Source organism: Parasphingorhabdus sp., assembly GCF_039982395.1.
Classification (GTDB): domain Bacteria; phylum Pseudomonadota; class Alphaproteobacteria; order Sphingomonadales; family Sphingomonadaceae; genus Parasphingorhabdus.
The window spans coordinates 160,479-185,200 of record NZ_JBDWYO010000001.1; the positions used below are offsets into that span (position 1 = coordinate 160,479).

Sequence of the window (24,722 nt, forward strand, 5' to 3'; positions counted from 1 at the left end):
TCCTTCAAATATCGACGATGATCTTACCGAAATGCTGGCCCGATTCCTGATGCCGGAATGCATCGCCTAGGTCGGCCAACGGGAAGGATTTGTCGAGCACAGGTTTCAGGCCATTGACCTCAATTGCCGCGATCATGTCCTGCTGCTGCGCTCGGCTGCCCACGGTCAGCCCCTGCACGCGCAGATTCTTTGCCATCAGCAATGCGGTTTGCACCGGGCCGGCGAAACCGGTCAGAACACCGATAAGCGCAACATGGCCACCGATGCGGGTCGCCATCATCGACTGGTCGAGTGTTCCAGCCCCGCCGATTTCAACGACGCAATCAACGCCTTTGCCGCCGGTCAGTTCGAGCACTTTCGGTCCCCAGGCTTCGACTTTTTTATAGTTGATCAGATGATCCGCGCCGAGCGCCTTCAGCCGCTCCAGCTTTTCATTAGATGACGACGTTGCGATCACCGTCGCACCCGCCGCTTTGGCAAATTGCAGCGCAAAGATAGAAACACCGCCGGTGCCCTGCACCAGCACCGTATCGCCCGGCTTCACCGTGCCATCGACAAAAAGCGCCCGCCAAGCGGTAAGCCCCGCGCAGGTCAGGGTCGCGGCTTCCGCGGCGCTATAACCGGCGGGTGCCTTGGTCCATGACGTGGCCGCGCCAACGACCTGTTCAACCGCATAGCCGTCAATGCCGTCACCCGGGACACGCTGGAACCCGCCTTCGGGCGGTGTCCCGTCAATCCAGTCCGGGAAAAAGGTCGAAACCACCATATCACCAACCGCAAAACCGCTAACGCCTTCACCGACAGCGGTAACCTCACCCGCGCCGTCCGACATCGGAATACGATTTTCGGCCGTCGGGATCATGCCTTTGACCACCGCATAGTCATGATAGTTGAGGCTGGACGCGCGCAGCCGCACGGCAATTTCACCGGTGCCGGGCGCCGCCGGATCGGGCAGGTCGACGAGTTTGAGATTGTCGAGCGATGCAGGCGTGTGGAGTTGGATGGCTTTCATGGGTGTGACCTCTCTTATGATTTGGTTTTCAGCATGATAGCAGCGCTTCATGCGCGGTCCAGTATCGAAAATGCGGAATGTCTCGCACGAAGACACGAAGGCACCAGATTTGACGCGATGCTTTGTGACTTGGTGTCTTTGTGCGGATTATCATCAGCCTGAACTTGGTGCGGGATGCTAGATGATGAAGTTTCAATTGCTACTCCCCGTTGTTATATGCAAAATTGGGTTCATCAAATAGGGTGAAGAAGGACGAGAAACCAGGATGAACATCGCTGATGGTGCAGCCTCGGGTGCCTACAAGGTCAACTCACTTAGCCAATTGGAAACGGCTAGCGCTGTTGACGGCAACATAGTTTGGGATCCGGTTCGCTCAATCTGGAATATGTCGATACTTATTGCGGCTCTGGTTTTAGCTCCGCTAACATTTTCTTGGAGTGGCCTAGCCGTTTTCCTTGTGCTTTCCGGTGTCACTTTATGCATAGGGCATTCTGTGGGTTTCCATCGACGACTGATCCACCAAAGTTTCGACTGCCCAAAATGGCTCGAACGGTTTATGATTTGGGTTGGCGTTCTTGTTGGAATGGGCGGCCCCATATGGACCATCAGTTTACACGACTTGAGAGACTGGGCGCAACGCCAACCGGAATGTCATTGGTTTTTGCGTCATGGCAAACCGATATTGATTGATGGATTCTACTATCTCAACTTTAAACTAAAACTCAAAAACCCGCCTAATTTCGATCCCGGTCCAGGCATCAGCGATGATCCCTTTTATATCTTCTTGCAAAGAACATGGATGCTACATCAAATCCCAGTGGCGCTTGTTCTTTATGGACTGGGTGGATGGTCTTGGGTCGTTTGGGGCGTATTGGTCCGGGTGGCGGCTTGTTTTACGATGCACTGGTATATTGCTCATGTTGCCCATACCGACGGCCCTCAGGACTGGTCAGTGGATGACGCTGCCATTCAAGGTTACAACGCGCCTTGGCTAGCGATTCCGACCGTCGGAGAAAGTTGGCACAGCAACCACCATGCTTTTCCTGCTTCGGCCCGACACGGACTGTACAAAGGTCAGATCGACATTGGATATAATTTCATCCAGCTTCTAGCGCTTCTTGGACTAGCCAAAAACATCAAATTGCCCGAGAATTTGCCTTCCAGGGAAGGGCTAACAGCCGAAAGTGCGCGAGCGAAAGAAGCGGCTCGAAATTTCTAGTCCAGATCGCTTACTGCAGCTCCGTACATAACCGACTCACTCCCACTCAATAGTCCCCGGCGGCTTGCTCGTATAATCATAGACCACCCGATTGATCCCCTTTACCTCGTTGACGATACGCGTCGATACGCGGGTCAGGAAGCTCGCTTCGAAGGGATAGACGTCGGCGGTCATGCCGTCGGTGCTGGTCACGGCGCGCAGGCCGCAGACATTGTCATAGGTGCGGCTGTCACCCATCACGCCGACGGTCTTCACCGGAAGCAGCACGGCAAAAGCCTGCCAGATCGCGTCATAAAGTCCGGCGTTCCGGATTTCTTCGAGATAGATGGCGTCCGCCTTGCGCAAAATGTCGCAGCGTTCCTTGGTCACTTCGCCGGGGATGCGGATCGCAAGGCCCGGGCCGGGGAAAGGATGGCGATCGACGAATTGATCGTTCAGGCCAAGCTCGCGCCCGAGATCGCGAACTTCATCCTTGAACAATTCGCGCAAAGGCTCGACCAGCTTCATATTCATCCGCTCGGGCAAGCCACCAACATTATGGTGCGATTTGATCGTGACGCTCGGCCCGCCGGTGAACGAGACGCTTTCGATCACATCGGGATAGAGCGTGCCCTGCGCGAGGAAGTCAGCGCCACCGACGCCGGCGGATTCTTCATCAAAGACTTCGATAAATTCGCCGCCGATAAATTTGCGTTTCTTTTCCGGGTCGGTCTGTCCGGCAAGACCGGCCATGAACCGTTCTTCAGCGTCCACCACGACCAGCGGAATATTATAATGGTCACGGAACAGGGTCTCGACCTGCTCGCGTTCGTTCATGCGCAGCAAGCCATGATCGACAAAGACACAGGTCAGCTGATCGCCAATGGCTTCGTGGATCAGGATCGCGGCCACCGAGCTGTCGACACCGCCGGACAATCCGCAAATGACTTTCTTGTCGCCAACCTGGGCCCGAATTTCGGCGATTTTCGCATCCTTATATTCCGCCATCGTCCAGTCACCAGCGCAACCGCACACATGACGCACGAAATTGGCGATCATCTTCCCACCAGCCGGCGTGTGCACGACCTCGGGGTGGAATTGTGTGCCATAATAGCGGCGCTCGTCGTCGGCGATCAGGGCGAATGGCGCGCCTTCAGTGGTCGCGACGATCCGGAAGCCGGGTGCAAATTCGGTGACCTTGTCACCATGGCTCATCCACACCTGATGCTGCTCGCCGACCTTCCACAGGCCGTCGAACAAAACGCATTCTTCGCTAATCTCGATAATGGCGCGGCCGAATTCGCCGCCAAATTCACCGCCATCACCCGATTCAACGGTGCCGCCCAGCTGATGGGTCATCACCTGCTGGCCATAGCAGATACCGAGGATCGGCAGGCCGCTTTCAAAAATCACATCCGGCGCGCGCGGGCTGCCTTCTTCGGGAACCCCGGCGGGCGATCCAGACAGGATGACCCCTTTGGGTTTCAGCCGGTGAAAGGCCTCTTCCGCGCTGTTGAACGGCGCTATTTCGGAATAGACTCCCGCTTCGCGCACCCTGCGGGCGATAAGTTGCGTGACCTGAGAGCCGAAATCGACGATCAGAATGGTTTCTTCATGAGCTATGGACATGGGTTAGGCGCTTAATGGCGCCCGGGTTTTTAGTCCAGTGGGTTTTACGCCTTCTTGCGTCCGGACCTTTGATCCAGAAAAAAAATGTTCAAATCCACGATAGCAGGTTGGCCAATTTGACCTTGTCGCCGTCATTGGCCTCGACCGCCAATTTGTAGATCAATTGCCGCGCTTCGTCTTTCCTGCCATTGGCTGCTAGCGCGTTGGCTAGATGCCAGTGCATTTCCCCGTTGTCCGGTGCCGCGGCGGCGGCCTTCTCAAGCAATTCCAGCGCGACCTTCTTGTCAGTCCGGGTCTGTAGCAAAATCCAGCCGAGCGTATCCTGAACCATCGGATCTGCCGGGGCCATCTTATAGGCCTGGCGAGCGAAGCCGAGCGCCTTTTCAGCTTTACCGATATTCAACTGAACCATCGCTGCATTGTTCAGCAACATCACTTTCTGCTGAGGATTGCCTGCCAGCAGCTCGGTATAGGTTTTTTCCGCTTGCATCCAGCGTCGTCCAATGATCGCATGTTCCGCTACAAATATCCGGCCGAGATCCGGGTTTTTCTTTAGTTGGCGCGCGCGCTCAACCAGCGATGCCGCAATCGGGTCGTTCGCTTTTTGGGCGAGGTTCGCTGCAAGCTCTAAGCTATTCAATGGCGCGGTTGCGGACTGGGCCAAAGGCAAGATCGTGCGCAATGCTGCACCATTGTCGCCAACATTGGCATAAGCCTCTGCCAATGTCGTGATTGTTTGGGCATCGGCAGGATTTGCCGAAAGAAAGCGGTTCAACTTGCCAATCGCCTGCTCAAAAGCGCCACGTTGCACATCCAGAATGCCTTTTAAGCGCAAAGCAGGCGGCACGGCATCCAAATTCGCTTTGCTCGCCTGCAAACGTTCAAACGCAGCTGCACCATCACCGTCTTGAAAATCCATTTCGGCCATCAAATAGGTGGCCCAAGGGTGCCGAGGCGATGCTGCCAAAACCGATTTAAAAGACTTGCGGGCACCGGCCCGATCGCCAAGATCCTTCATCACGCCGCCGCGCAGAAACTCCGCTTCAACCAAATCGGGACGCACTTCGCTTGCTTTGGTAAAATAGCCCAGCGCCTGTTTGCCGCGATGCTGTGCCATCGATACGCGTCCGGCGAACAATAAAGCCTCGGCGCTTTTGGGTGCCAATTTAAGCACCCGCTTTGCGCTCGCTATCGCACCGTCAATATCGCCATATTGCAATTTGTCACCGCCATCGATCTGCAACAATTCAATATTGTCCGGATTGGCCGTAAATCCTTCAACCAAGGCGACCTTCGCATCAGCCCTCCGATCGAGATTGGTGAGGGCGAGAAATTTGATGGCGTGTAATGTGTCGGCAAATTCGCCCTTAGGCTCTGCTGCAATCGCTAGAGCCTCCTCCGCTTTGCCCTGAAACAATTGAGCCCGGGCAATCAATGGCTTGATCCGTTCCTGATATTCACTGTTGCCAGCCAGCATATCAAGTGTCGTCATCGCAGCTTCACCATCGCCCAACGCAATTTGGGTCTTGGCGAAGAGATATTTGGTTTGGGGATCGGATGGATCATCCTGCATCGCCGTCATCAAGTGAATGCGCGCAGCTTGATAATCCTGTTGCTCGAGCGCCTCCGCGGCCTCAGCAAGAGGGTCTCCCGATCCCATCGAACAGGCCGCCAGCGCCGCGCTGGCCGCCAAAAGAACGACATATTTGCTGAAAAAGCGGGCTTTTGTGGATTTTTTCATAGTGGGTTCCCCTAGTCGAAAAATCTTTCCGCTTCGCTAACATCCGCCATCTTTGGTTAAGATTTCTGATCAACTCAGCCAAGGACCGCCTGCAGTTGTTTAGATTTCAAGGTCCAGCAACTGCGTCAAAAGGACAAACCCAATAAATTACTTAACTATAGTTGCTAAGCTTTGACTGTCGGAAGATCTTTCAATTATGAAATAATTTACGTCGAATTAACCATCTAAACTATATGTAAATAAAGATATTCGGATTTAGGCACAGCTATTGCTTAGTTACTGACAATTCCAGATGCGGTTTTGCAATGGGGACGTAACAAACAATGCCCAGATGGGCGATGAGAGAGCCAATATGAAAAATTTCCTTGGAAAAGCAGCTATCATGGCAGCATGTGGATCAGCAGCATTGGTCGTTTCGAGTCCTGCAGCAGCAGCGATCTACACATATAAGCAAACCAATGGTGACGTCCTTACGATCGACAGCACCACCAAATCCGGTTCTTTGAAAGGCGCGAAAATCGATGTGACTTTCACAGGTTCCGATTTCGGCAATTTTACCGGCACCGCAAACCCAACGGGCGCCTATAAGCTTGATAGTTTGGACGGCACACGCTCCGTGAACGGTCAACAATATACCGACAATCCATCGCATCAGCAGATCATCAAATTCCTCAGCAAAGATCGCGTCAACCTTTGGTCATGGTGGGGCAACCCAATTGTGGCTGGTGACTATGTTACCAAAATCGCTAGCTACACGCCGCCAACAACAGGCGGAACGCCGGTTCCGGCCCCCGGCATATTTGGCCTGCTCGGCCTAGCGCTGGCCGGTCTTGGCTTTGCACGCCGTCGCAAGGCTGCACCTGCACAAAATAAGCTCGCGTTCGCATAACACTCAATATGCTAGAGCTATTAGGGGCTGCGGAAACGCGGCCCCTTTTTTATTCCATGCTGTAAATTTGCTGGTTAGTTTGGCGCTTTTTCAACCAGATCACGCAATTCGGTTTTCAATATCTTGCCGATATGGCTGCGTGGCAATTCGGCAATCATGCGCAATTCCGATAAGCGCTGTGTCTTGCCGAGGCCTTCATTGGTTGCCGCTTTCAATGCGTCTAGATCGAGCGCAACGCCAGGTTCGGCAACAACGAAGCCAAGCGGCGTTTCACCCCATTGCCGGGAATCAATACCAATGACAGCAGCATCGGCGACGCCCGGCTGTTCCATCAACGCCTCTTCCAGATCGCGCGGATAGATATTGAAGCCGCCCGATATGATCATATCCTTTGATCGGCCCATCAAGGTGATGAAGCCATCCTCGTCGACCTTACCGATATCGCCCATTCGCTGCCAGCGGTCGCCATTCTCGTCATACCAACTGGCTTCGGCGGTCTTTTCCGGCTGGTTCTGATAGCCGGACATCATTGTCTGCGACCGTCCAACCAATTCGCCCATTTCTCCCGGCGGAAGCTGTTGTAATTCTTCATCGACGGTGATCACCTCGCTGCCACCCCAGGCGACACCGACCGTGTGCAATTTGTCGGGATGGGCATGGGCGAGCAAGATGCAGACCACGCCGCCTTCGGTCATCGAATAAACCTCGATCAGGCCGCCGGGCATGCGCTTGATGACTTCCGCCTTCAGTTCCGCCGAGAAGGGCGCGCTGGTGCAATATTTATGGGTGAAAGTCGACAGATCGTAATCGTCAAATCCTTCGAAATCCATCAGCCGCTGATATTGGACCGGCACCAGCATCGTGTGAGTCGCGCGATGCGCCTGCGCCAGTTCCAGCCAGCGCTGGCAATCAAATTTGCGCATCAGCACCGCAGTGCCGCCATAGGCCATGGTTGCGACAAAGATACCGAGCGTCGTGTTGGAATAAAGCGGAGTCGAAAAAAGCGAGACTTGACCCGGCTTGCCATAACCAGAATTTTCGCCGACCGCCATCTGGTACCAGCGCATCTGCCGGCTGTGGACAATGCCTTTGGGCGTGCCGGTGGTGCCGCTGGAATAAATGATATTATACGGGTCTTTCGGACCGGTTTTGGGATCGGCGGGCGTCGCGCCTTCGGCCGCCATCCAGTCGAACATCAGCGGTGCATCCGGCTCCTCCGCATCCATCATGATATGGTTGAGCGGTGGCAGTTCCAATCCGCTTTCCAAAAGCTCCGCGCGTTTGACGCCATCAATGAACAAATGCATGGCACCGCTATCACGCGCCATATTGGCCAGCTGTTTCGGGGTGGCCGATGTGGTCAGCGGCGCCGCGCAACCGCCCGCGACAATCGTGCCAAGATAGACCAGCGCATAGCGGATCGTGGTGGTTCCCAATATCGCAACCGCCTGCCCCTTTTGCAGACCATCCGCCTGCAGTTGCGCCGCGATGCGGTTTACCTGTGCGGCGGTCTCGGACCAGTTGAGCTTCTCCACCCCGTCATCCAGCGCGATCCGGTCCGGTTGATTGACGGCATGCGCGTTGATGAGATCAGCCAGTTGGCCAAAGGGCTGTTCAAGATAGCGATAGGGGTCTAATTTTGTCATGCGCGGGTGATTCCGCATCCCTGCACAAAATGCAACTTACTTTAATGAGCAGGGCCCTAGCGCGCGCCGCTAGCTTGCATGACCGTTGGCAATCCGTTTGACGCCCTGCTTGAAACTCGGCGCTCCAAAATTGATCAACAATCCCATTGGCAGGTTTAACAACCGCAAATAGGTGGTCACCCGCTGGCTATCGATCGGCATCAGATGGTCGGCCGAGACGATCTCGATGAGCAGCTTTCCCGCGACCAGAAGGTCGCAACGAAACCCTTCGTCAAAACTCTGGTCGTCGACGGTGATCGGGATCGGTTTCTGCCGTTCCACTTCGAGCCCGGCGCGGGTCAGCCTTTCGGCAAGCAACAGCTCATAGACATTGTCCAATAGGCCCGGACCGAGTTCGTCATAAATACGATATCCGGTATCGATCGCCGCAGTTTCGAGTTTTCCAATGGCGTGAGCCGGTAATGATGTAGTCAATTGTGGGGTCCCTCTTCAGCGCTCCAAGCAGCGCTGTCGTGGCTCTAGTCATCTTCCATGACAGATTGGATAAATCCTATGGTTAGCGAAACGTAAATATCGCCTCACCAAGTCTCCAACCCGACCTTGCCTCGTTCAGCATGGGTTAAATGCGCGCAACCAATATCGATGGCGATTGGATGAAAATATGCGCATTTCCTTGATCTTATGCATAGCGACCCTGTTTGCCGCTCCGGCCGTCGCTCAAGAAACCCCAAAGGCTCTTGTGGATTATGCCGGTTTTGAACGTTTGACCGGCGAAGTGTTCGGCTACCGGCAAAACCGCATGGTCAACCTGCAAGATTTCCGCGCGCGCGCGGCAAAGCCGGACACGATGATTCTCGATACCCGCTCAGCCGCAGCCTTTGCCGCCGGCCATATCGAAGGAGCAGTTAACCTGCCCTTCTCAGAATTCACGGAAGACAGTCTCAGAGCCGTCATCGGAGAGGCGAACGATCGCGAAATATTGATCTACTGCAACAATAATTTCACCGACAATATCGCACCCGTGCGATCAAAGAGAGCCAGACTGGCACTCAACATCCCGACCTTCATCAATCTCTATGGCTATGGCTATCGCAATATTTACGAACTGGAGGGCGCCTATCAGATGAAGGACCCATCCATTTCCTGGATCAGCCAATAGAGCCTAAGGCGACGCTCAATCGCGTTGCGAATCCAGTTTTGCGCGGACATCCTGCAGCAAGGGCAATAGCTCTCCCATGATCTCCGGCGACAACAGGGCATTCGCCTCTGCCAATGGCCCCGCCAATTGATTGAGGCAGATATCTCGCATTTTCCGCCCTGATTCGGTCACCGACACCAGCTTGCCCCGGCCATCTTCGGGATCCGCTCTGATCACCACCAATCCCGCTTTTGCCATCCGCGCCAGCGTGCTGGTCATCGTCGGCCGGGTGATCTGAAAGGCTCTGGCGAGCTTGGCCGGCGATTGCGCATCGAGTTCCAGCCGAATGAAATGGTTGAGCACAGTGAACTGTGCAATCGTCATGCCCTTGGGCAGAACCGCAGCAAAAGCGGCGTTGGTCAGCTGGTTGATGATTCCGATTTCGTTGAAGACCTGAAAAGCCAGCGGATCTTTGATACTCACCATAACGACCTAAACAATGTGACTGTCCAGAGGCCAGCGCGGGCTGGGCCCGATGGCCGGTCCATAGCCGACACGGGCGAGCATTTGCACCCGCTCATCACCCGTCGCTCCGAGCAGGTCATGGACATCACGATACGGACCCGCGACTTCATCATATTCCTGCAGGCTCTGGCTCATCGGATGCATAGCCAAGCCCAGCTTGGTCGCGTTTAGATTGGCCCGGACATATTGGCGACCGGCTTCAATCTGGTCGGCGCGCGTGTTGCCCGGCGTGATGATCCAGATCAGCGACGGAACCGACCCGTAAGTTTCCCGCATTTGCTCGAGGCCAATCTTATAGGCTTCGCTGTTCATATCAGCGAGCTGCGCACGGTCGACTTGCCCCGTGACAATGCCAGCCTCGATCATCGGCCCGCTCAGATCGACACCGTCGGGATTTTCATCCACCTGCGCATGGCCGATACGCATCAGATCAACGCTTTCCATATAAGGTGCCGCTGTCGTCATCTCGATCTCAATCGCCTTGAGTATCTGCGTCCGCAGCTGCGCGACAAATTCCGGGTCAGCGGAAAAAGCGCCGCCTTCCAAGGTCATCGTCTCCAGCATGATATCTCTCACCTTGCGCGCAGGATCATAGACTTCCTTGTTGGACCGGCGCAGGGTTATTGCGGGAAACAAAAGATCCTGCTCCTCACCTTCCACCTTGGCGAACTTCAAGCGTGCAACGGGACTCTCGTTAAGCCGCGGTTGTGCTTCACCATCGGGGAATAGTTCGGCCACCATCCCATAGCCACGCTCCAGAGCAGCGATACGGGCAACTTCGAGAAATGTGCCGAAACCAATGGTGATTTGACGATCAAAGGGATCGGTCACGGGCAAGCGCCTGTCGAGATCACAGCTGATCTCGGCTTCATCCTCCCCGATCAGGCGAATGACCCAGGGCTGCCGATTGTGCGGATTGGGAGCAAGGATCGCATGGCGGAACGCATCCAGCCGGATATCATCCGGGGCTGCCGCATCTAAGTCCCAAGGGGCAAAGGCGGTTTGCGGCACCCGCGTCACCCGCCAGGCACCGCCAGCTCCGACCAGCGCCAATCCGCCAAGACCAGCCCCCAAAATCATTCTGCGACTGACCATGTGCGATTCTCCATCCAATTAGATGTCTATCTATATAGTTAGATATCTAATTGGATGCAAGAAAATTGGCTATGTGAATTGGAGCAACTGTTATTCGACCTGCTATTTTCCATACCGACAGAGCCATTCTATTCATTGGCTTCGCAACGGAGAAACCGATATAGTCGTCAACGCTGGTGGGCTAGTTGAAGATGTGGATCAGCAATTTGGATCGTTGGGTGACAATCACGACAACCTATGGGAAGCAAAGTTCATGAAGGCCATTTTCATCCTGATCGCCACCATCATATTTGCGATTGTCCCATTTCTGTCGCCAGATTTCGGTGGCTTTGATCCTGAACGCTTTCCAATCCCCCAAAGAAATGCGGCCATTCAGCCAGCCGGCTGGGCATTTAGCATTTGGGCCCTGATCTATTTGTGGCTCATTGCCCACGCGGTCTTTGGTGTTTTCAAATATCGGGAAGACGCAGAATGGGACAGAGGCCGGGTCGCGCTTTTCATATCCCTTTCGGTCGGCGCAACCTGGCTGCCAGTAGCCCTCCTCTCCCCCATCTGGGCCACAGTCTTAATCTGGATCATGCTCAGCGCCGCCCTTATGGCAGCCTATCAATCGGATCGCGCTGCCCCCGCTTGGATTGCCCGCTGGCCGATCGCGCTTTATGCTGGCTGGCTGTCAGCCGCATCATTCGTATCCATCGGGTTGCTGCTCGCCGGATATGGTTTTTTCGAAGAAAATACGGCAGCCGTCATAGCGCTTGTTTTGGCCACAGGCTTTGCAGGCTATAACGCCTATCGGCTTCGGTCCCTGCTATATGGAGCCGCTGCAGCTTGGGGTTTGTTCGCCATTGGCATATCCAACTTGAGTTCTTCGATGCTGCTAAGCATTGCCCCCATAGTCGCGGCGATATTGGTTTTTGGTTTGTCGGCGCTGAACAGAATAAAACAACGCTAACCTATTCTCGCGATCGCGCGTGCACATTGATGCTCCGCTCTTGGAAGGACCACGTCCTGCGCGGTTGATCATTCACACCGGTACCGCCGTCTCATATTTGATCCGCTCCATCGCGAAGCTGGCTGACACGTCGGACAAGGGCACCGCCTTTATCAGCTTTTTATACACCCGGTCATAGTCAGCGACATCGCGCACCAGCAGTTTCAGCAGATAGTCCACTTCGCCCGCCATGCGGTAAAACTCGACCACTTCTTCGATTGCCGAGGCCGCCTTGGCGAATTTCTCTAGCCACTTGTCGCTATGATCATTGGTCCGCACGGCGACGAAGACCGTCATGCCGATACCAACCGTCTCCGGATCGACGATCGCTACCCGACGGGCGATGATTCCGTCTGCCTCCATCCGCTTTATCCGCCGCCAGCAGGCATTGGTCGAAAGACTGAACTGCGCCGCAAGATTTTCCAGCGACAGGCTGGAATCCCGCTGTAAAGCTTTCAGGATATTACGGTCATTATCATCAATATTTTTGTCTTTATCGCTCATTTATAGATTTTTATCACATATAACTGTCTATTTGAAGGATTTTTGAGAATGATATTTGATAGCCACATCCCCATAATCAACGGCATATTCAGGGGAAGACAATATGCTCGATCAGGTTGGACGCACATTAGAGGACAAATTTCACTGCCTTTCAGGGTTGATCGGCAACACTCCGATGCTGCGGATCGCGGCGCGCTGCGCGGACCGCGATATTGTCGTCTATGCCAAGGCTGAAATGTATAACTTCTCCGGCAGCATCAAGGACCGGATGGCGCTGAACATTCTCCGCAACGCCAAACGCACGGGCACCTTGCAACCTGGCCAGCGGATCGCCGAAGCCACCAGCGGCAATGCCGGCATCGCCATGGCGGCGCTCGGCACAGCGCTCGGCCATCCGGTCACCATATTCATGCCAGACTGGATGAGCGTCGAACGCCGCGCGATCATTGCCAGCCATGGCGCCGACATCCGGCTGGTGTCCAAGGAAGAGGGTGGGTTTCTCGGCTCCATCGCCATGGCTGAAGCATTGGGCAAAACCGAAGGCGCATTTCTGCCCCGCCAGTTTTCCAACCAGGACAATTGCAACGCCCATTGTCAGGGCACAGCGCCGGAAATCTGGAATCAGGTAGCCGGAGACGGCGGACAGATTGGTGGCTTTGTTGCTGGTGTTGGCACCGGCGGCACGGTCATGGGCATCGGCCGTTTCCTGAAGGAACGCGATCCCAGCATCGCCGTTCATCCGGTCGAACCGATCGAATCCCCGACCCTATCGACCGGCCACAAGGTCGGGCACCATCGCATACAGGGGGTATCAGACGAGTTTATCCCGGAGATCGTCAAGCTGGATCAGGTCGATTCCGTCATCGGCGTCAACGACGGCGACGCGATATTGATGGCCCAGAAACTGAGCAAGCAATTTGGTCTCGGCGTCGGAATTTCAAGCGGCGGCAACCTGATTGCCGCGACCCGCTGCGCGCTGGCGCAACAACCAGATACCGACGGCACCTGCCGCGCCGTGGCAACCGTTTTCGCTGACAGCAATAGCAAATATCTGTCGACCGATCTGGCGAAAGAAGAGCCGTGCCGTGACGGCTATCTGACGCCCGAAATCGAGCTACTGGATATGCAGACTATCCGCTGAGCTTCGCGATATTGCGATCATCGGCTGTAGCCACATCCACCGCCAGGCCGATCAAGTCCGTGTCTTCTGGCGCATCGGGCAAAACGCCAACGGCAGGCAAGCCTTGCTCGTCTTCGAGCCACAGGGATGCCGCACCGCGGCTGGCTTTGCCATAAGGCATGGCATAGCTTTTGATCACAGCCTTGCCGCTAAAATAATGCTCTTCCTTGACATGATCCGGTTTCGATAGGCGCACGGGTGCGGCAATCCGGTCGGGCGACCAGCCGCCAGCAACCGGCTGAGCAGCATAAATGCCTACAGATTCCTTGTTGATCACGCCGCCATTGGCCGAAATCATACCAGGCTTGCTACCGTCCCGGCGCAAAGCCTGAACCAGCGCGACCATGCCATGCGCACTATAGCTGTTGCCCGGTCCGCCAAAGAAACTGAGGCCGCCGGTGAGCGTATAGGAGGACAAGGTCCGATCCGGCGAACCCAGCGCATCCATCGCTAGCGAGACGGCGACGGGGAAGCAGCTGTAGATGTCGATCGGGCCAAGATCATCGGCTTCCATCTCCGCTAACTCCAGTGCTTTGGGGAAAGCCAATTCCATGGCCGGAGAAATCGACAAATCATCCTGATGGCTCATCAATGGTACGCTCGCATCCGCACCGCTGTGCAAATAAATGATCTTGTCTTCGTCAATCCCCAACGCAGCAGCATGACCAGCGGTTGTTAAAATTACAGCGGCGCCCAGCTCGACCGCATCCTGCGCCACCATCCAGCGGCGATAAGGATCGTTGAGACGATAATTGCCATCGTCATCGCCAAGCAATTCTTCCGGCGTCCAGTTGCGTGCAAATTGTGCGTGATCGCGGGTCATCGACACTGCGGCAAAGGCCGACCATAGATTTGCCATGTCTTTGGCATAGCTTTCCCGATCCATGCCCAGTCTAGCGCGCCGGGCATTTTCGACAATCCCGTAGGCCATCGGCATATTGATAATGCCTTGCCGCCATTCATAGGCAGTGAGCATCTTGTCTTCATTGGTCAGCAAGTCGGTCATTTCCCGTGTTGCCGGCTGGTTCCAGTCCAGTTTATGGCCGCTGCGCCGCGCCCGTTTGACGGTGCCCATATTCTCTGCGCTGGAGAGAACCACCGCCTTATATTCTCCCGCATGCACCTGGCAGGCGAGCTTGTTGAGATGCTTTTGCGGGCTCTGGCCGCCAACATCGCCATAGAGCAGCGTCGCCGGATCAAGACCGGAGGCCGTGGCCACCGCTTCAGGGTGATTCTCTGGCGAACCGAAATCATGCGGTAAACCGCTATCATGGAAAAGACGGATCGAAAGCAGGCAATCAATCGAAGCAGCAAGTTTTTCTGCCGCTCCGCTATCTGTCAAAGCCTGCTGGACGGCGGCCGACGCCAAATCAACCGTCGAGGGCCATTCAAGTCCCTGCGATTGCTTTAGTTTCTGGCCGCTTGCTTCGCCTACTCCGACCAATACCGGTGCCATAGGATCTGCCAAAGCCATTGTTAATTCCCTCAAAATAAACAGTTCATCAATCGATTAAAACTGATAACAGACAGCTAAATCAATGCACCTAATAAATTGAGGACTTTTGAATGAGCGGATGGCCAGAGCTGAAATGGGACACAGAACCAACGGGGCCACTGAAGGGCCTGAAGATCGTCGACATGTCGACCGTGGTACTCGGCCCCTTTGCGACCTTGAATTTCGCAGACATGGGCGCGGACGTTATCAAGATTGAAAATGGCGAAGGCAAATTTGGCGGCGATATGATGCGTCACGCGGGGGACAATCCGACCGGCGACCTGGGTCCGATATTCACCTCCCTCAACCGCAACAAAAAATCGGTCACGCTCAACGGTAAGAATGAAGACGACAAAGCCGTCATTCTCGAACTGCTGAAACATGCCGATGTATTTTTCCATAATGTACGGCTGGCCGGCATGGAACGGCTCGGTCTGGACTATGAAAGCGTCAAGGCGGTCAACCCCGGCATCGTCTATGTGCATTGCGCCGGTTTCGGTCAGGGCGGTGAATATGAAAAGCGGCAGGCTTATGATGACCTGATCCAATGCGCGTCCGGTTTTGCTAGCCTGTTCGAAATGCGCGGTGACAGCGGACGGCCGCTCTATATGCCTTCGCTGGTGGCCGACAAGACAATCGGCCTGTTCGCCGTTAACGCCACGCTCGCGGCGATGTATCACAAAGAGAAAACCGGCGAAGGGCAATTTGTCCAGGTGCCGATGTTCGAAGCCTTTACCTGGTTCAACATGGTTGAAAATCTGTGGGGCGAGACGTTCATTCCCGGCAATGGCAAGCTTGCCTACACCCGCTCGATCAACGAGAATCGCAAACCCTATCCGACCAAGGACGGCTATATCGGCCTGGTTCCCTATAACGACGCACAGTGGCGGAAGTTTTTTGAACTGGGCGGCAAGCCGGGCGTCTTTGATGAACCCCGCTTTTCGGACTATTCCCAGCGCACCAAGAATATCACGGCGCTCTATGCCCTGATCGAGGAAATCGCCGCAACCAAGACCACCGACGAATGGCTACCGCTGCTGGACGAACATAATATTCCGGCCATGCGCTACAACCAAATGAAAGATGTTCTGACCGATCCGCATTTGGAGCAGGTCGGTTTCTGGCAAGAACGTGAAGGCGAGAAAATCGGCAAATATCGGACGATCAAACATCCGGTGCACTATTCCGTCAGCCCGGCGAACATCTATGCCGATCCGCCCACTTTGGGCGCCGATAATGACGAAATACGCGGCGCAATGGGCATGCCGGCCAATGATGAATAAGAATAATAATAGTAATTAGGACAGGAACGCTCGATGAATTTTGATTTCTCTGATGACCAGAAATTTCTCCGCGATGAAGCGCGTAAATTTCTGGAAGCCCAATGCACCAGCGCACATGTCCGCGAAGTGCTGGATGATGACGACAAGAGCCACAATGAAGATGTGTGGAAACAGATTGTCGAAATGGGCTGGCTCGGCGCCGCCATTCCCGAAGAATATGGCGGGCTGGGCCTCGGCATGTTGGAGCTTTGCGTGATTGCAGAGGAGCTGGGCCGCGTTCTGGCACCGGTACCCTTCGGTTCTTCCGCCTATTTCTTTGCCGAAGCATTGAAACTGGCTGGCAGCGAAGAACAGAAATCCACGCTGCTTCCGAAAATTGCCGATGGCAGTCTGGTTGGCTGCATCGCGATCAGCGAAGGGCCGGGAGAGATCAAGTCCGGCGCGATTGCAACAAAGCTGAGCAGCGGAAAAATTTCGGGTAAAAAAATCCCGGTAACCGATGGCGATATCGCCACCCACGCAGTGGTGCTGGTCAAAGACGGGAGCGGCGAGAGTCTGGCCATCGTCGACCTGAACCAGAACGGCGTAACCCGGAAACCGATCAAGACGCTCGAACCCACGCGGAGCCATGCGACGATCAGCTTCGACGGCGCGGCAGCAGAATTGCTCGGCGAAGCAGGCAATGGCACGTCCTTGCACGACCAGATCAATGATCGGGCAGCCATATTGATCGCCTTTGAACAATTGGGCGGCGCTTCCCGTTGTCTCGAAATGGCCAATGCCTATGCCAAGGAACGGGTTGCCTTTGGCCGCGCCATTGGCGGCAATCAGGCGATCAAGCACAAGCTCGCCGACATGTATGTGAAAAATGAAGTCGCTCGGTCCAACGCCTATTATGGCGCATGGGCGCTGTCCAGCGACGCTGCCGAACTCCCCGAGGCAGCGGCGGCTGCCCGGGTGGCAGCGTCAGAGGCCTTCTGGTTTGCCTCCAAGGAAAATATCCAGACCCATGGCGGCATGGGCTTCACCTGGGAGGTGGATTGCCACCTCTTCTACCGTCGCGCAAAATTGCTCTCCGTTCAGGCCGGCAGTCCCGCCGTGTGGAAAGAGAAATTGGTCAGCGCTCTCGAAGCGAAAAATGATTGAGAAGGAATAGAACATGGATTTCAATGATACATCTGAAGAAGCAGAATTCCGCGCCGAAGCGCACGCTTTCCTTTCAAAACATCTCAAGCCCAAAACCCCCGGTGCGCTGCGGGCCGGTGGACGCGAAGATTTTCTAACCCGCGCAAAATCGTGGCAGAAGACCAAAGCGGAAGGCGGTTTTGCACAAATCACCTGGCCCAAGGAAATGGGCGGTCGCGGCGGCACCGTGATGCAACAGGTCATCTGGGGACAGGAAGAAGCGAAATTTGATGCCCCGACCGGCCCGTTCGCCATTGGCCTGGGCATGTGCGTCCCGACCGTGATTGCTTTCGGATCGGACGAGCACAAGAAACGCTATGTCGAAAAAGCGCTGATGGGCGAAGAAGTCTGGTGCCAGCTCTTCTCAGAGCCCGCAGCGGGTTCCGATGTTGCCGGTCTCAAGACCAAAGCGGTCAAAGATGGAGACGATTGGGTCATAAACGGTCAGAAAGTGTGGACATCCGGCGCCCATTATTCCGACTATGGCATCCTTTTGGTCCGCACAGATCCCAATGTCCCCAAACATAAGGGCCTGACGATGTTCATCGTCGACATGAAACAGCAGGGCGTCGATGTACGGCCGATCCACCAGGCGTCGGGCGGCAAGGAATTCAACGAAGTCTATTTCACCGACGTCCGCATCCCGGATGCGGATCGCCTTGGTGAGCCCGGCATGGGCTGGAAAGTGGCCTTGGTCACTCTGATGAACGAACGGCTCGCCGTGGGTGGTTCTCCCGGTCCCGACTGGAAAGAAATCATGGACTATGCGCGCTCTTCTGGCACGATTGCCGATCAGGCCTTCCGCGCGAAGCTCGCCGACTGGTATGTCGCAGCCCAGGGCTATAAGCTGACCAAGTTCCGCACCCAAACGGCTTTGTCGCGCGGCGAAACGCCCGGTCCGGAAAATGCGATTGGCAAGATCATCAACGCCAATCATTTGCAGGACATCTGCAACAGCGCGATCGAGATGCAGGACCATTATGGGCTGATCATGGACAAGGATGAAGCGCCTGCGGACGCCGTGTTCCAGGAGAGTTTCATGTGGGCCCCGGGTCTGCGGATCGCCGGTGGTACCGACGAAATTCTCAAAAATATCATCGCGGAACGGGTGCTTGGCCTGCCGCAGGATGTCCGCGTGGACAAGGATAAAACCTTCGCGGAAATGAACTAGGAGCCCGAATATGTCTGAACAACCCGTCCATGTCGTCGCCAATTTCACCGTCCAGGATGCGGCCAAATATCGCGTCTATGAAAAGGGATTTTTCCCGATATTGAAACGGCATGGCGGGGAGTTCATCACCTTTGATGACAATAGCACCACCTTCGAAGGCGCGACGCCGCTTGAAGGCCGCGTGGTTATGTTCAAATTCCCCAATGCAGCAGCGGCCACCGCTTGGTATAATGATCCGGATTATCAATCTTTGTCCGAGCATCGCCGGGCCGGCACGACATTGCAGTTTCTGACCATGGTGAACGGCATCCCGGCCAGAGATTAGACCCTCATAACCCCGCTTTGGGCGGACGCAGAAAAACTTGCGTGATTGAGATCGTCACAACTGATAGCTATGGCGCAACGCAACGATAAGGAAACAACCCATGACCGCAGACCTGCCCGATTATACGCCACCCACAGTCTGGAAATGGGACAAGGCCAATGGAGGCCGCTTTGCCAATATCAATCGCCCGATCGCCGGTCCGATCAAGGATGTGGAGCTGCCAGTGGGCAAACATCCTTTCCAGCTCTACTCGATGGCGACACCGAATGGCGTGAAAGTCACGATCATGTTGGAAGAGCTTCTGGCCCTTGGTCACACAGGCGCTGAATATGATGCCTATCTGATCAACATCGGTGACGGTGACCAATTTGGTAGCGGCTTTGTCGACATAAATCCGAACAGCAAGATCCCGGCTTTGATGGATCACAGCACGGAAACACCCACACGGCTATTCGAGTCCGGTTCGATGCTTTTATATCTCGCGGAGAAATTCGGAGCCTTCCTCCCCAGCGATCATGGCAAGCGCACCGAGGCGCTGAACTGGCTGTTCTGGCAAATGGGCAGCGCCCCCTATCTCGGCGGCGGCTTTGGCCATTTCTATGCCTATGCGCCGGTGAAAATCGAATATTGTATCGACCGCTTCGCGATGGAGGTGAAGCGCCAACTTGATGTGCTCGACCGCCATCTTGCCGACAATGAATATATGGCGGGCGACGAATATAGTATCGCCGACATGGCGATCTGGCCGTGGTATGGCGCGCTGGTTAAAAATGTCGTTTATCAGGCCGCCGAATTCCTCGACACCGCGTCCTACAAACATATGAACCGCTGGACCGACATGATCGCTAAGCGCCCGGCCGTGGAACGCGGCAAGATGGTCAATCGGGCTTGGGGTGACCTGGAAGGCCAGCTGCGCAACCGCCACGATAGCAGCGATTTCGAACTGCGCACGCAGGACAAGCTAGAGCCCGAAGGCGAAGCCAGCGCGTAAGCTCACTTCCGGGTCAGGCTCGCATAGACGCGGCTGAGGAAGCTGGGCAGCATCATCGCATTGGCCTGAAACTCGGCATCGAAATCCGCTGTCGGTTTTGCCGCCATGATATCCTGTAGCGACTTGCCGTCGTCGATCAGCGCCTGCACGCGGCCCTGAATGATGGTCAGCACTTCGATATAGCGCGCCAGTTTTGCGCGGTCAGTGACCGGGCCATGGCCGGGGATGACTTTCGTATCGTCATCAATCGCGTCATGGACCGCCTGACAGAAAGCAATCATCCCCGCGAGGTCGCCACCATTGTCGGCGTCGATGAAGGGATAACCCGCATTGTTGAATACATCACCCAGATGCACTGCATTCACGCCGCGAAAAATGACCGCCGTATCGCCGGTGGTATGCGCTGGACCGACATGCAAGAGGTCGATCTTCTCGTCATTGATATGGAACTGCATCGTCTCATCAAAGGTGATGTCAGACAGAGCATGTTTCGGATAAGCTTTCTGCTCCGTCGCAAAAGGCCCGAAATTGACGATATGATCATCCAGCATCTTGGCACGGCTGTTGGACTGCGAAACAATCCAGCTGCCTTCCTTGCCGAGCGCTAGATTCCCATCCGCATGATCAAAATGCCAATGGGTGTTGATGACAAAATCAACCTTCTCGCTGCCGATCTCTTTCAAGGCGGCCTTGATCTTTGGCATGAGCTGCGGGAATTGATCGTCAACGATCAACGTTCCATCCTCGCCCACCGACACAGCGATATTACCGCCGAGCCCGAACAGGACATAGAATCCATCGGTGATTTTCTGGGTTGTAATTTCGGCTGCATCAAAATCCCAACCGAAGGCTTGATAGATTTGATCCATGGTCATCACCGGACCATGTGCCGGTGGTTTTGCCGATTGATGTCCATGGGCAAGCGCCGGTGAGCCCAAGGTCAAAGCTGTTGCAAGTCCCAAAATTCTCACTGCATTTTTCATAGACACGCCTCGCTTTGGAAGGGTTAGGACTTCAATATGCCAGCCATGATCAGATCGACCGTTTGCTCGCGATAGGAATCGCGCATCCGTTCGTCAAAATCGTCACGGCCGTAGCAATATTTCCATACCAGCTTGCCGGTGAAAAAACGGTCAGCCGCGCCAGTAACGGCAGAATAGAAGAGATCGGGGTTCATTTCGCGAAAGACGCCCGACTTGATGCCTGCGCCGACGAAGATATTATAGGCCTCGGACAATGGTTTGAGATATTTGTCGGCGATGTTGCGCGCGCCTTCTGGCGGCAGATCACGGATCAGACGCATCGTCAGGCGGTTGAGATACGGGAATTCGTGATAGGTATCGATGACCGCTCCAATATGATGGCGCAGCTTGTCTTCCGGCGGCATGTCCTTTTTGATCAACAAGCCGACCTGGACCAGAATATTGTCCATATCTCGCTCCAGAATCGCCTCCAGAAGACCATCCTTATTCCCGAAATAATATTTCACGAGCGCGCTGTTAAGGCCGGACAGGACCGATAGTTCACTGAACGAAATGTCGATCGTATCGCCATCACGCATGATCTTGCTGGCGGTTTCAATCAGCTTGTCCCGGGCACCGGCTTCACTATCTTTGGCTACCAGTTTCTCAACGGTCATTCATCTTCCCCCCACATGCACAACGTCACATTTTCGTCACTTATAAACAGGTTCCTCCCACCATGGGAAGGTATCTGGTAAATCGGTGGAAACTTTGTCCGGATAGCTCGGGCCGCGCTTCTCCAGGAAGCTGGCGATACCCTCTTTCGCATCAGCAGATTTCGCCCGATTGAAGATAATCCGGCTATCAACCTTATGCGCTTCCATCGGGTGATTTTCCGAAGGCAGTTGCCAGAGCATCTGCCGCGTCACGGCGATCGAAACCGGCGCCGTATTGTCGACAATCTCGCGGGCCAGAGCATAAGCAGCAGGCAGCAGCTCGTCCGGCTTGTGCAACGAGCGGACAAGACCGCCGCTCAGCGCTTCCTCGGCATCAAAAACCCGGCCGGTCAAACACCATTCCAGAGCCTGCGCCCGCCCGACCAGATTGGGCAGGAACCAGCTTGCCGCGCCATCCGGTGCAATCCCGCGACGGGCGAAGACATAGCCGAAACGGGCCGTCTCGCTGGCAAGACGCATGTCCATCGGCAACAACATGGTTGCTCCAACGCCCACAGCCACGCCATTGATCGCTCCGATCACCGGTTTTAAACATTGATAGATACGCAAGATCAGCAGGCCACCGCCATCGCGGACGCGGGGATCAGAATAATCATCCACCGGTTCGTTGCTGGCAAATGGCTTTTTGCCATCTTCCGGAGTCAAATCGGCGCCGGCACAAAAGGCGCGCTCGCCGGCCCCTGTCACCACGACCGCTCGCACATCATCATCAGCATCGATACGATCAAATGCGTCGGTCATTTCCTTGATCATCGTCCCGGTAAAGGCGTTCATCTTTTCCGGGCGGTTGATCGTGATCGTCGCGATATTGTCAGCGACGTCATATAGGATTTGGGTATAGTCGGACATGGCTCTCTCCATCAGATACAAAAAGGGCCGCGAGTTTCTCGCAGCCCCTTGCTTTGCTTAGTCTAGCGCGGTGCCATCCGGATACCGCCATCAAGGCGAACATCTTCGCCATTGAAATAACCGGTTTCGATCATACACAGCGCAAGCTTTGCATATTCATCCGGCATACCGAGACGTGGCGGATGCGGAACCATAGCGCCCAGAGCATCGCGCACCTGGGGTGGCGCGCCAGCGAGCAACGGCGTGTCAAAGATACCGGGCAAGATCGTGTTCACCCTGATGCCTTCGCGGGACAGGTCACGCGCAATCGGCAATGTCATACCAACAACACCGCCCTTGGAAGCGGAATAGGCGGCCTGACCAATTTGACCATCTTCGGCAGCAACCGAAGCGGTATTCACCATCGCACCGCGATCACCGTCTGCCAGCGGATCGAGGGTCAACATGCCGGCCGCCGATTTGGCGATGCAGCGGAATGTGCCGATCAGATTGACTTCGATGACGAATTTGAAGGCGTCCATCGGGAAATGCTTGATCGAGCCATCTTCCTTGGAGCGGCTAGCGGTCTTGATCGCATTGCCGATACCGGCGCAATTGACCAAGATGCGTTCTTGGCCATTGGCCGCGCGGGCTTTTTCAAAACCGGCATCCACGCTGTCATCGTCGGTCACATTGACCTTGCAGAAAACACCGCCCAATTCATTGGCCAATTCTTCGCCTTTTTCTTCGTTGAGGTCGAACAGAGCGACCTTGACGCCTTGTTCCGCCAAACGGCGGGCCGTCGCCGCACCGAGACCGGAAGCACCGCCGGTAATCACGGCAGAGATGTTGCTATTGAGTTCCATATTTTTGTCTTTCTTCGATTTTTTCGCCATGCTGAAATCCGTCCAGCATGGCGCGATGTGTCAATTAGCCGAGCCGTTCAATGATCGTGACATTGGCCTGGCCGCCGCCTTCGCACATGGTCTGCAGGCCATATTTAGACCCTTTGCCTTCCATTGCATTGATCAGGGTTGCCATCAGCTTGGTGCCGGAAGCGCCGAGCGGGTGACCCAAGGCAATGGCGCCGCCATTGACGTTGATCTTGCTGCGATCGGCACCCGTATGCTTCAGCCAAGCCAAAGGCACAGGAGCAAAGGCTTCGTTCACTTCATAAAGATCGATATCGTCAATCTTCATATCGGCCCGCTGCAATGCACGGTCGGTCGCGAACAGGGGCTCTTCGAGCATGATCACCGGATCGCCAGCGGTCACTGTCAGGTTCACAATGCGGGCCCGTGGGGTCAATCCATGGTCTTTCAAAGCCTGTTCGGAGCAAACCAGAACCGCACTGGAACCATCACAAATCTGGCTGGCGTTGGCAGCGGTGATCGCGCCGCCTTCTTGCAGCAATTTCACGGCACCAATGCTTTCCTTGGTAGCGTCAAAGCGGATGCCTTCATCAACCTTGTGATGTTCTTTGCCTTCAGCGGTTTCGACTTCGACTGCTACGATTTCATTGTCAAACGCACCAGCTTCGGTTGCCTTGATGGCTTTCTGATGGCTTTCCAGCGCGAAATCGTCGAGATCTTCACGGCTGAAGCCATGCTTTTTGACCAGCATTTCTGCGCCCATGAACTGGCTGAATTGGATGCCCGGATAGGCTTTTTCAAGACCTTCTGATTTGGGTATGCCCAGGCCGGCATCTTTGAACAATTTGAACGTCGATCCCATGGGAACGCGCGTCATGCTCTCGATACCGTGTGCCAGAACCATATCCTGCGTGCCGGACATAACGCCCTGCGCCGCGAATTGGATAGACTGTTGCGAGGAGCCGCATTGGCGATCGATCGAAACAGACGGAATGCTGTCGGGAAGTCTGGACGCAAGCACCGCATTGCGACCTACATCGCCCGATTGCTCGCCGCCTTGCATAACACAACCGGTGATCACATCTTCAATCGCCGAGGGATCAAAATCATTGCGGTCAGCAATGGCATCGAGTGTTGCCGCGCCCAGATCAATGGGATGGGTTCCGGCCAAACGACCGCCACGGCGTCCGCCTGCCGTCCGAACTGCGTCTACGATATAGGCTACTGCCATATTCCTGCTCCTTCAATATGTTGAGATTCGAAAATTTAACTGAACGGTTAAACACCACCCGCCCTAGCGTCAAATGAAAAAGCCGGTCATCACA

24 protein-coding genes are annotated in these 24,722 nt (G+C 55.1%); 10 read left to right on the forward strand and 14 right to left on the reverse strand.

What is annotated here, in order from left to right:
- Window positions 1-4: 4 nt before the first annotated feature.
- A complete protein-coding gene (locus ABJV08_RS00830) occupies window positions 5-1,012 on the reverse strand; it encodes an NAD(P)-dependent alcohol dehydrogenase (protein WP_348039273.1) in 1,008 nt (335 codons plus the stop codon).
- A gap of 799 nt (window positions 1,013-1,811) precedes the next feature.
- On the opposite strand from ABJV08_RS00830, the gene ABJV08_RS00835 reads away from it, so the two are divergent.
- Window positions 1,812-2,231 (forward strand): hypothetical protein, encoded by a 420-nt coding sequence (locus ABJV08_RS00835; protein WP_348039272.1) that lies wholly within the window; start codon window positions 1,812-1,814, stop codon window positions 2,229-2,231.
- A gap of 36 nt (window positions 2,232-2,267) precedes the next feature.
- On the opposite strand, the gene guaA is transcribed toward ABJV08_RS00835, so the two are convergent.
- Entirely contained in the window at window positions 2,268-3,839 is a 1,572-nt protein-coding gene (guaA, locus tag ABJV08_RS00840) for a glutamine-hydrolyzing GMP synthase (protein WP_348039271.1), read from the reverse strand.
- An 88-nt stretch (window positions 3,840-3,927) separates the two neighbouring features.
- The gene (locus tag ABJV08_RS00845) at window positions 3,928-5,580 is read right to left on the reverse strand and encodes a tetratricopeptide repeat protein (protein ID WP_348039270.1); all 1,653 of its coding nucleotides are present in this window, start codon (window positions 5,578-5,580) and stop codon (window positions 3,928-3,930) included.
- Between the two features lie 382 nt (window positions 5,581-5,962).
- On the opposite strand from ABJV08_RS00845, the gene ABJV08_RS00850 reads away from it, so the two are divergent.
- Window positions 5,963-6,469 carry an LPXTG cell wall anchor domain-containing protein gene (locus ABJV08_RS00850; protein WP_348039269.1) on the forward strand — a complete coding sequence of 169 codons (507 nt, stop codon included), beginning with the start codon at window positions 5,963-5,965 and terminating at the stop codon, window positions 6,467-6,469.
- Window positions 6,470-6,543: 74 nt separating this feature from the next.
- Here the strand turns inward: ABJV08_RS00850 and ABJV08_RS00855 are convergent, their stop codons facing one another.
- Window positions 6,544-8,115 carry a class I adenylate-forming enzyme family protein gene (locus ABJV08_RS00855; protein ID WP_348039268.1) on the reverse strand — a complete coding sequence of 524 codons (1,572 nt, stop codon included), beginning with the start codon at window positions 8,113-8,115 and terminating at the stop codon, window positions 6,544-6,546.
- A 69-nt stretch (window positions 8,116-8,184) separates the two neighbouring features.
- Window positions 8,185-8,589, reverse strand: coding sequence for a GxxExxY protein (locus tag ABJV08_RS00860; protein WP_348039267.1), 405 nt, complete (start codon window positions 8,587-8,589; stop codon window positions 8,185-8,187).
- 187 nt (window positions 8,590-8,776) lie between these two features.
- Between ABJV08_RS00860 and ABJV08_RS00865 the strand changes: the two genes are divergently transcribed.
- Window positions 8,777-9,274, forward strand: a complete 498-nt coding sequence (locus ABJV08_RS00865; protein WP_348039266.1) for a rhodanese-like domain-containing protein — start codon at window positions 8,777-8,779, stop codon at window positions 9,272-9,274.
- Between the two features lie 15 nt (window positions 9,275-9,289).
- Here ABJV08_RS00865 and ABJV08_RS00870 read toward each other — a convergent pair whose 3' ends face one another.
- Both ABJV08_RS00870 and ABJV08_RS00875 read right to left on the reverse strand, forming a co-directional pair.
- Window positions 9,290-9,736: a MarR family transcriptional regulator gene (locus ABJV08_RS00870; RefSeq protein WP_348116081.1), complete on the reverse strand. Its 447-nt coding sequence runs from the start codon at window positions 9,734-9,736 to the stop codon at window positions 9,290-9,292.
- Between the two features lie 9 nt (window positions 9,737-9,745).
- Complete coding sequence (locus ABJV08_RS00875) at window positions 9,746-10,873, reverse strand: hypothetical protein (RefSeq protein ID WP_348039264.1); 1,128 nt, start codon at window positions 10,871-10,873, stop codon at window positions 9,746-9,748.
- A gap of 253 nt (window positions 10,874-11,126) precedes the next feature.
- On the opposite strand from ABJV08_RS00875, the gene ABJV08_RS00880 reads away from it, so the two are divergent.
- Entirely contained in the window at window positions 11,127-11,825 is a 699-nt protein-coding gene (locus ABJV08_RS00880) for a hypothetical protein (protein ID WP_348039263.1), read from the forward strand.
- Between the two features lie 72 nt (window positions 11,826-11,897).
- On the opposite strand, the gene ABJV08_RS00885 is transcribed toward ABJV08_RS00880, so the two are convergent.
- The gene (locus ABJV08_RS00885; RefSeq protein ID WP_348039262.1) at window positions 11,898-12,368 is read right to left on the reverse strand and encodes an Lrp/AsnC family transcriptional regulator; all 471 of its coding nucleotides are present in this window, start codon (window positions 12,366-12,368) and stop codon (window positions 11,898-11,900) included.
- A 103-nt stretch (window positions 12,369-12,471) separates the two neighbouring features.
- Between ABJV08_RS00885 and ABJV08_RS00890 the strand changes: the two genes are divergently transcribed.
- Entirely contained in the window at window positions 12,472-13,509 is a 1,038-nt protein-coding gene (locus ABJV08_RS00890) for a cysteine synthase family protein (RefSeq protein WP_348039261.1), read from the forward strand.
- Here ABJV08_RS00890 and ABJV08_RS00895 read toward each other — a convergent pair.
- The gene (locus ABJV08_RS00895) at window positions 13,499-15,022 is read right to left on the reverse strand and encodes a hypothetical protein (RefSeq protein ID WP_348039260.1); all 1,524 of its coding nucleotides are present in this window, start codon (window positions 15,020-15,022) and stop codon (window positions 13,499-13,501) included. The two genes, ABJV08_RS00890 and ABJV08_RS00895, sit on opposite strands and share 11 nt — an antisense overlap.
- A 92-nt stretch (window positions 15,023-15,114) precedes the next feature.
- Here ABJV08_RS00895 and ABJV08_RS00900 point away from each other — a divergent pair, with 92 nt between their 5' ends.
- The 5 genes from ABJV08_RS00900 (at window position 15,115) to yghU (ending at window position 19,998) form a co-directional block, all read left to right on the forward strand.
- Window positions 15,115-16,326 carry a CoA transferase gene (locus tag ABJV08_RS00900; RefSeq protein ID WP_348039259.1) on the forward strand — a complete coding sequence of 404 codons (1,212 nt, stop codon included), beginning with the start codon at window positions 15,115-15,117 and terminating at the stop codon, window positions 16,324-16,326.
- Between the two features lie 33 nt (window positions 16,327-16,359).
- Entirely contained in the window at window positions 16,360-17,472 is a 1,113-nt protein-coding gene (locus ABJV08_RS00905) for an acyl-CoA dehydrogenase family protein (RefSeq protein WP_348039258.1), read from the forward strand.
- A gap of 13 nt (window positions 17,473-17,485) precedes the next feature.
- Window positions 17,486-18,682 carry an acyl-CoA dehydrogenase family protein gene (locus ABJV08_RS00910; RefSeq protein WP_348039257.1) on the forward strand — a complete coding sequence of 399 codons (1,197 nt, stop codon included), beginning with the start codon at window positions 17,486-17,488 and terminating at the stop codon, window positions 18,680-18,682.
- A 10-nt stretch (window positions 18,683-18,692) separates the two neighbouring features.
- Window positions 18,693-19,007 (forward strand): DUF1330 domain-containing protein, encoded by a 315-nt coding sequence (locus ABJV08_RS00915; protein WP_348039256.1) that lies wholly within the window; start codon window positions 18,693-18,695, stop codon window positions 19,005-19,007.
- Window positions 19,008-19,107: 100 nt separating this feature from the next.
- Window positions 19,108-19,998, forward strand: a complete 891-nt coding sequence (gene yghU / locus ABJV08_RS00920; protein WP_348039255.1) for a glutathione-dependent disulfide-bond oxidoreductase — start codon at window positions 19,108-19,110, stop codon at window positions 19,996-19,998.
- Between the two features lie 2 nt (window positions 19,999-20,000).
- Here yghU and ABJV08_RS00925 read toward each other — a convergent pair whose 3' ends face one another.
- From ABJV08_RS00925 to ABJV08_RS00945, 5 genes are all read right to left on the reverse strand, one after another.
- Complete coding sequence (locus ABJV08_RS00925) at window positions 20,001-20,981, reverse strand: MBL fold metallo-hydrolase (RefSeq protein WP_348039254.1); 981 nt, start codon at window positions 20,979-20,981, stop codon at window positions 20,001-20,003.
- Between the two features lie 23 nt (window positions 20,982-21,004).
- Window positions 21,005-21,637 carry a TetR family transcriptional regulator gene (locus ABJV08_RS00930; RefSeq protein ID WP_348039253.1) on the reverse strand — a complete coding sequence of 211 codons (633 nt, stop codon included), beginning with the start codon at window positions 21,635-21,637 and terminating at the stop codon, window positions 21,005-21,007.
- 36 nt (window positions 21,638-21,673) lie between these two features.
- Window positions 21,674-22,546 (reverse strand): crotonase/enoyl-CoA hydratase family protein, encoded by an 873-nt coding sequence (locus tag ABJV08_RS00935; RefSeq protein ID WP_348039252.1) that lies wholly within the window; start codon window positions 22,544-22,546, stop codon window positions 21,674-21,676.
- 62 nt (window positions 22,547-22,608) lie between these two features.
- Entirely contained in the window at window positions 22,609-23,391 is a 783-nt protein-coding gene (locus tag ABJV08_RS00940; protein ID WP_348039315.1) for an SDR family NAD(P)-dependent oxidoreductase, read from the reverse strand.
- A 64-nt stretch (window positions 23,392-23,455) separates the two neighbouring features.
- Window positions 23,456-24,628: an acetyl-CoA C-acetyltransferase gene (locus ABJV08_RS00945; RefSeq protein WP_348039251.1), complete on the reverse strand. Its 1,173-nt coding sequence runs from the start codon at window positions 24,626-24,628 to the stop codon at window positions 23,456-23,458.
- Between the last annotated feature and the right edge of the window lie 94 nt (window positions 24,629-24,722).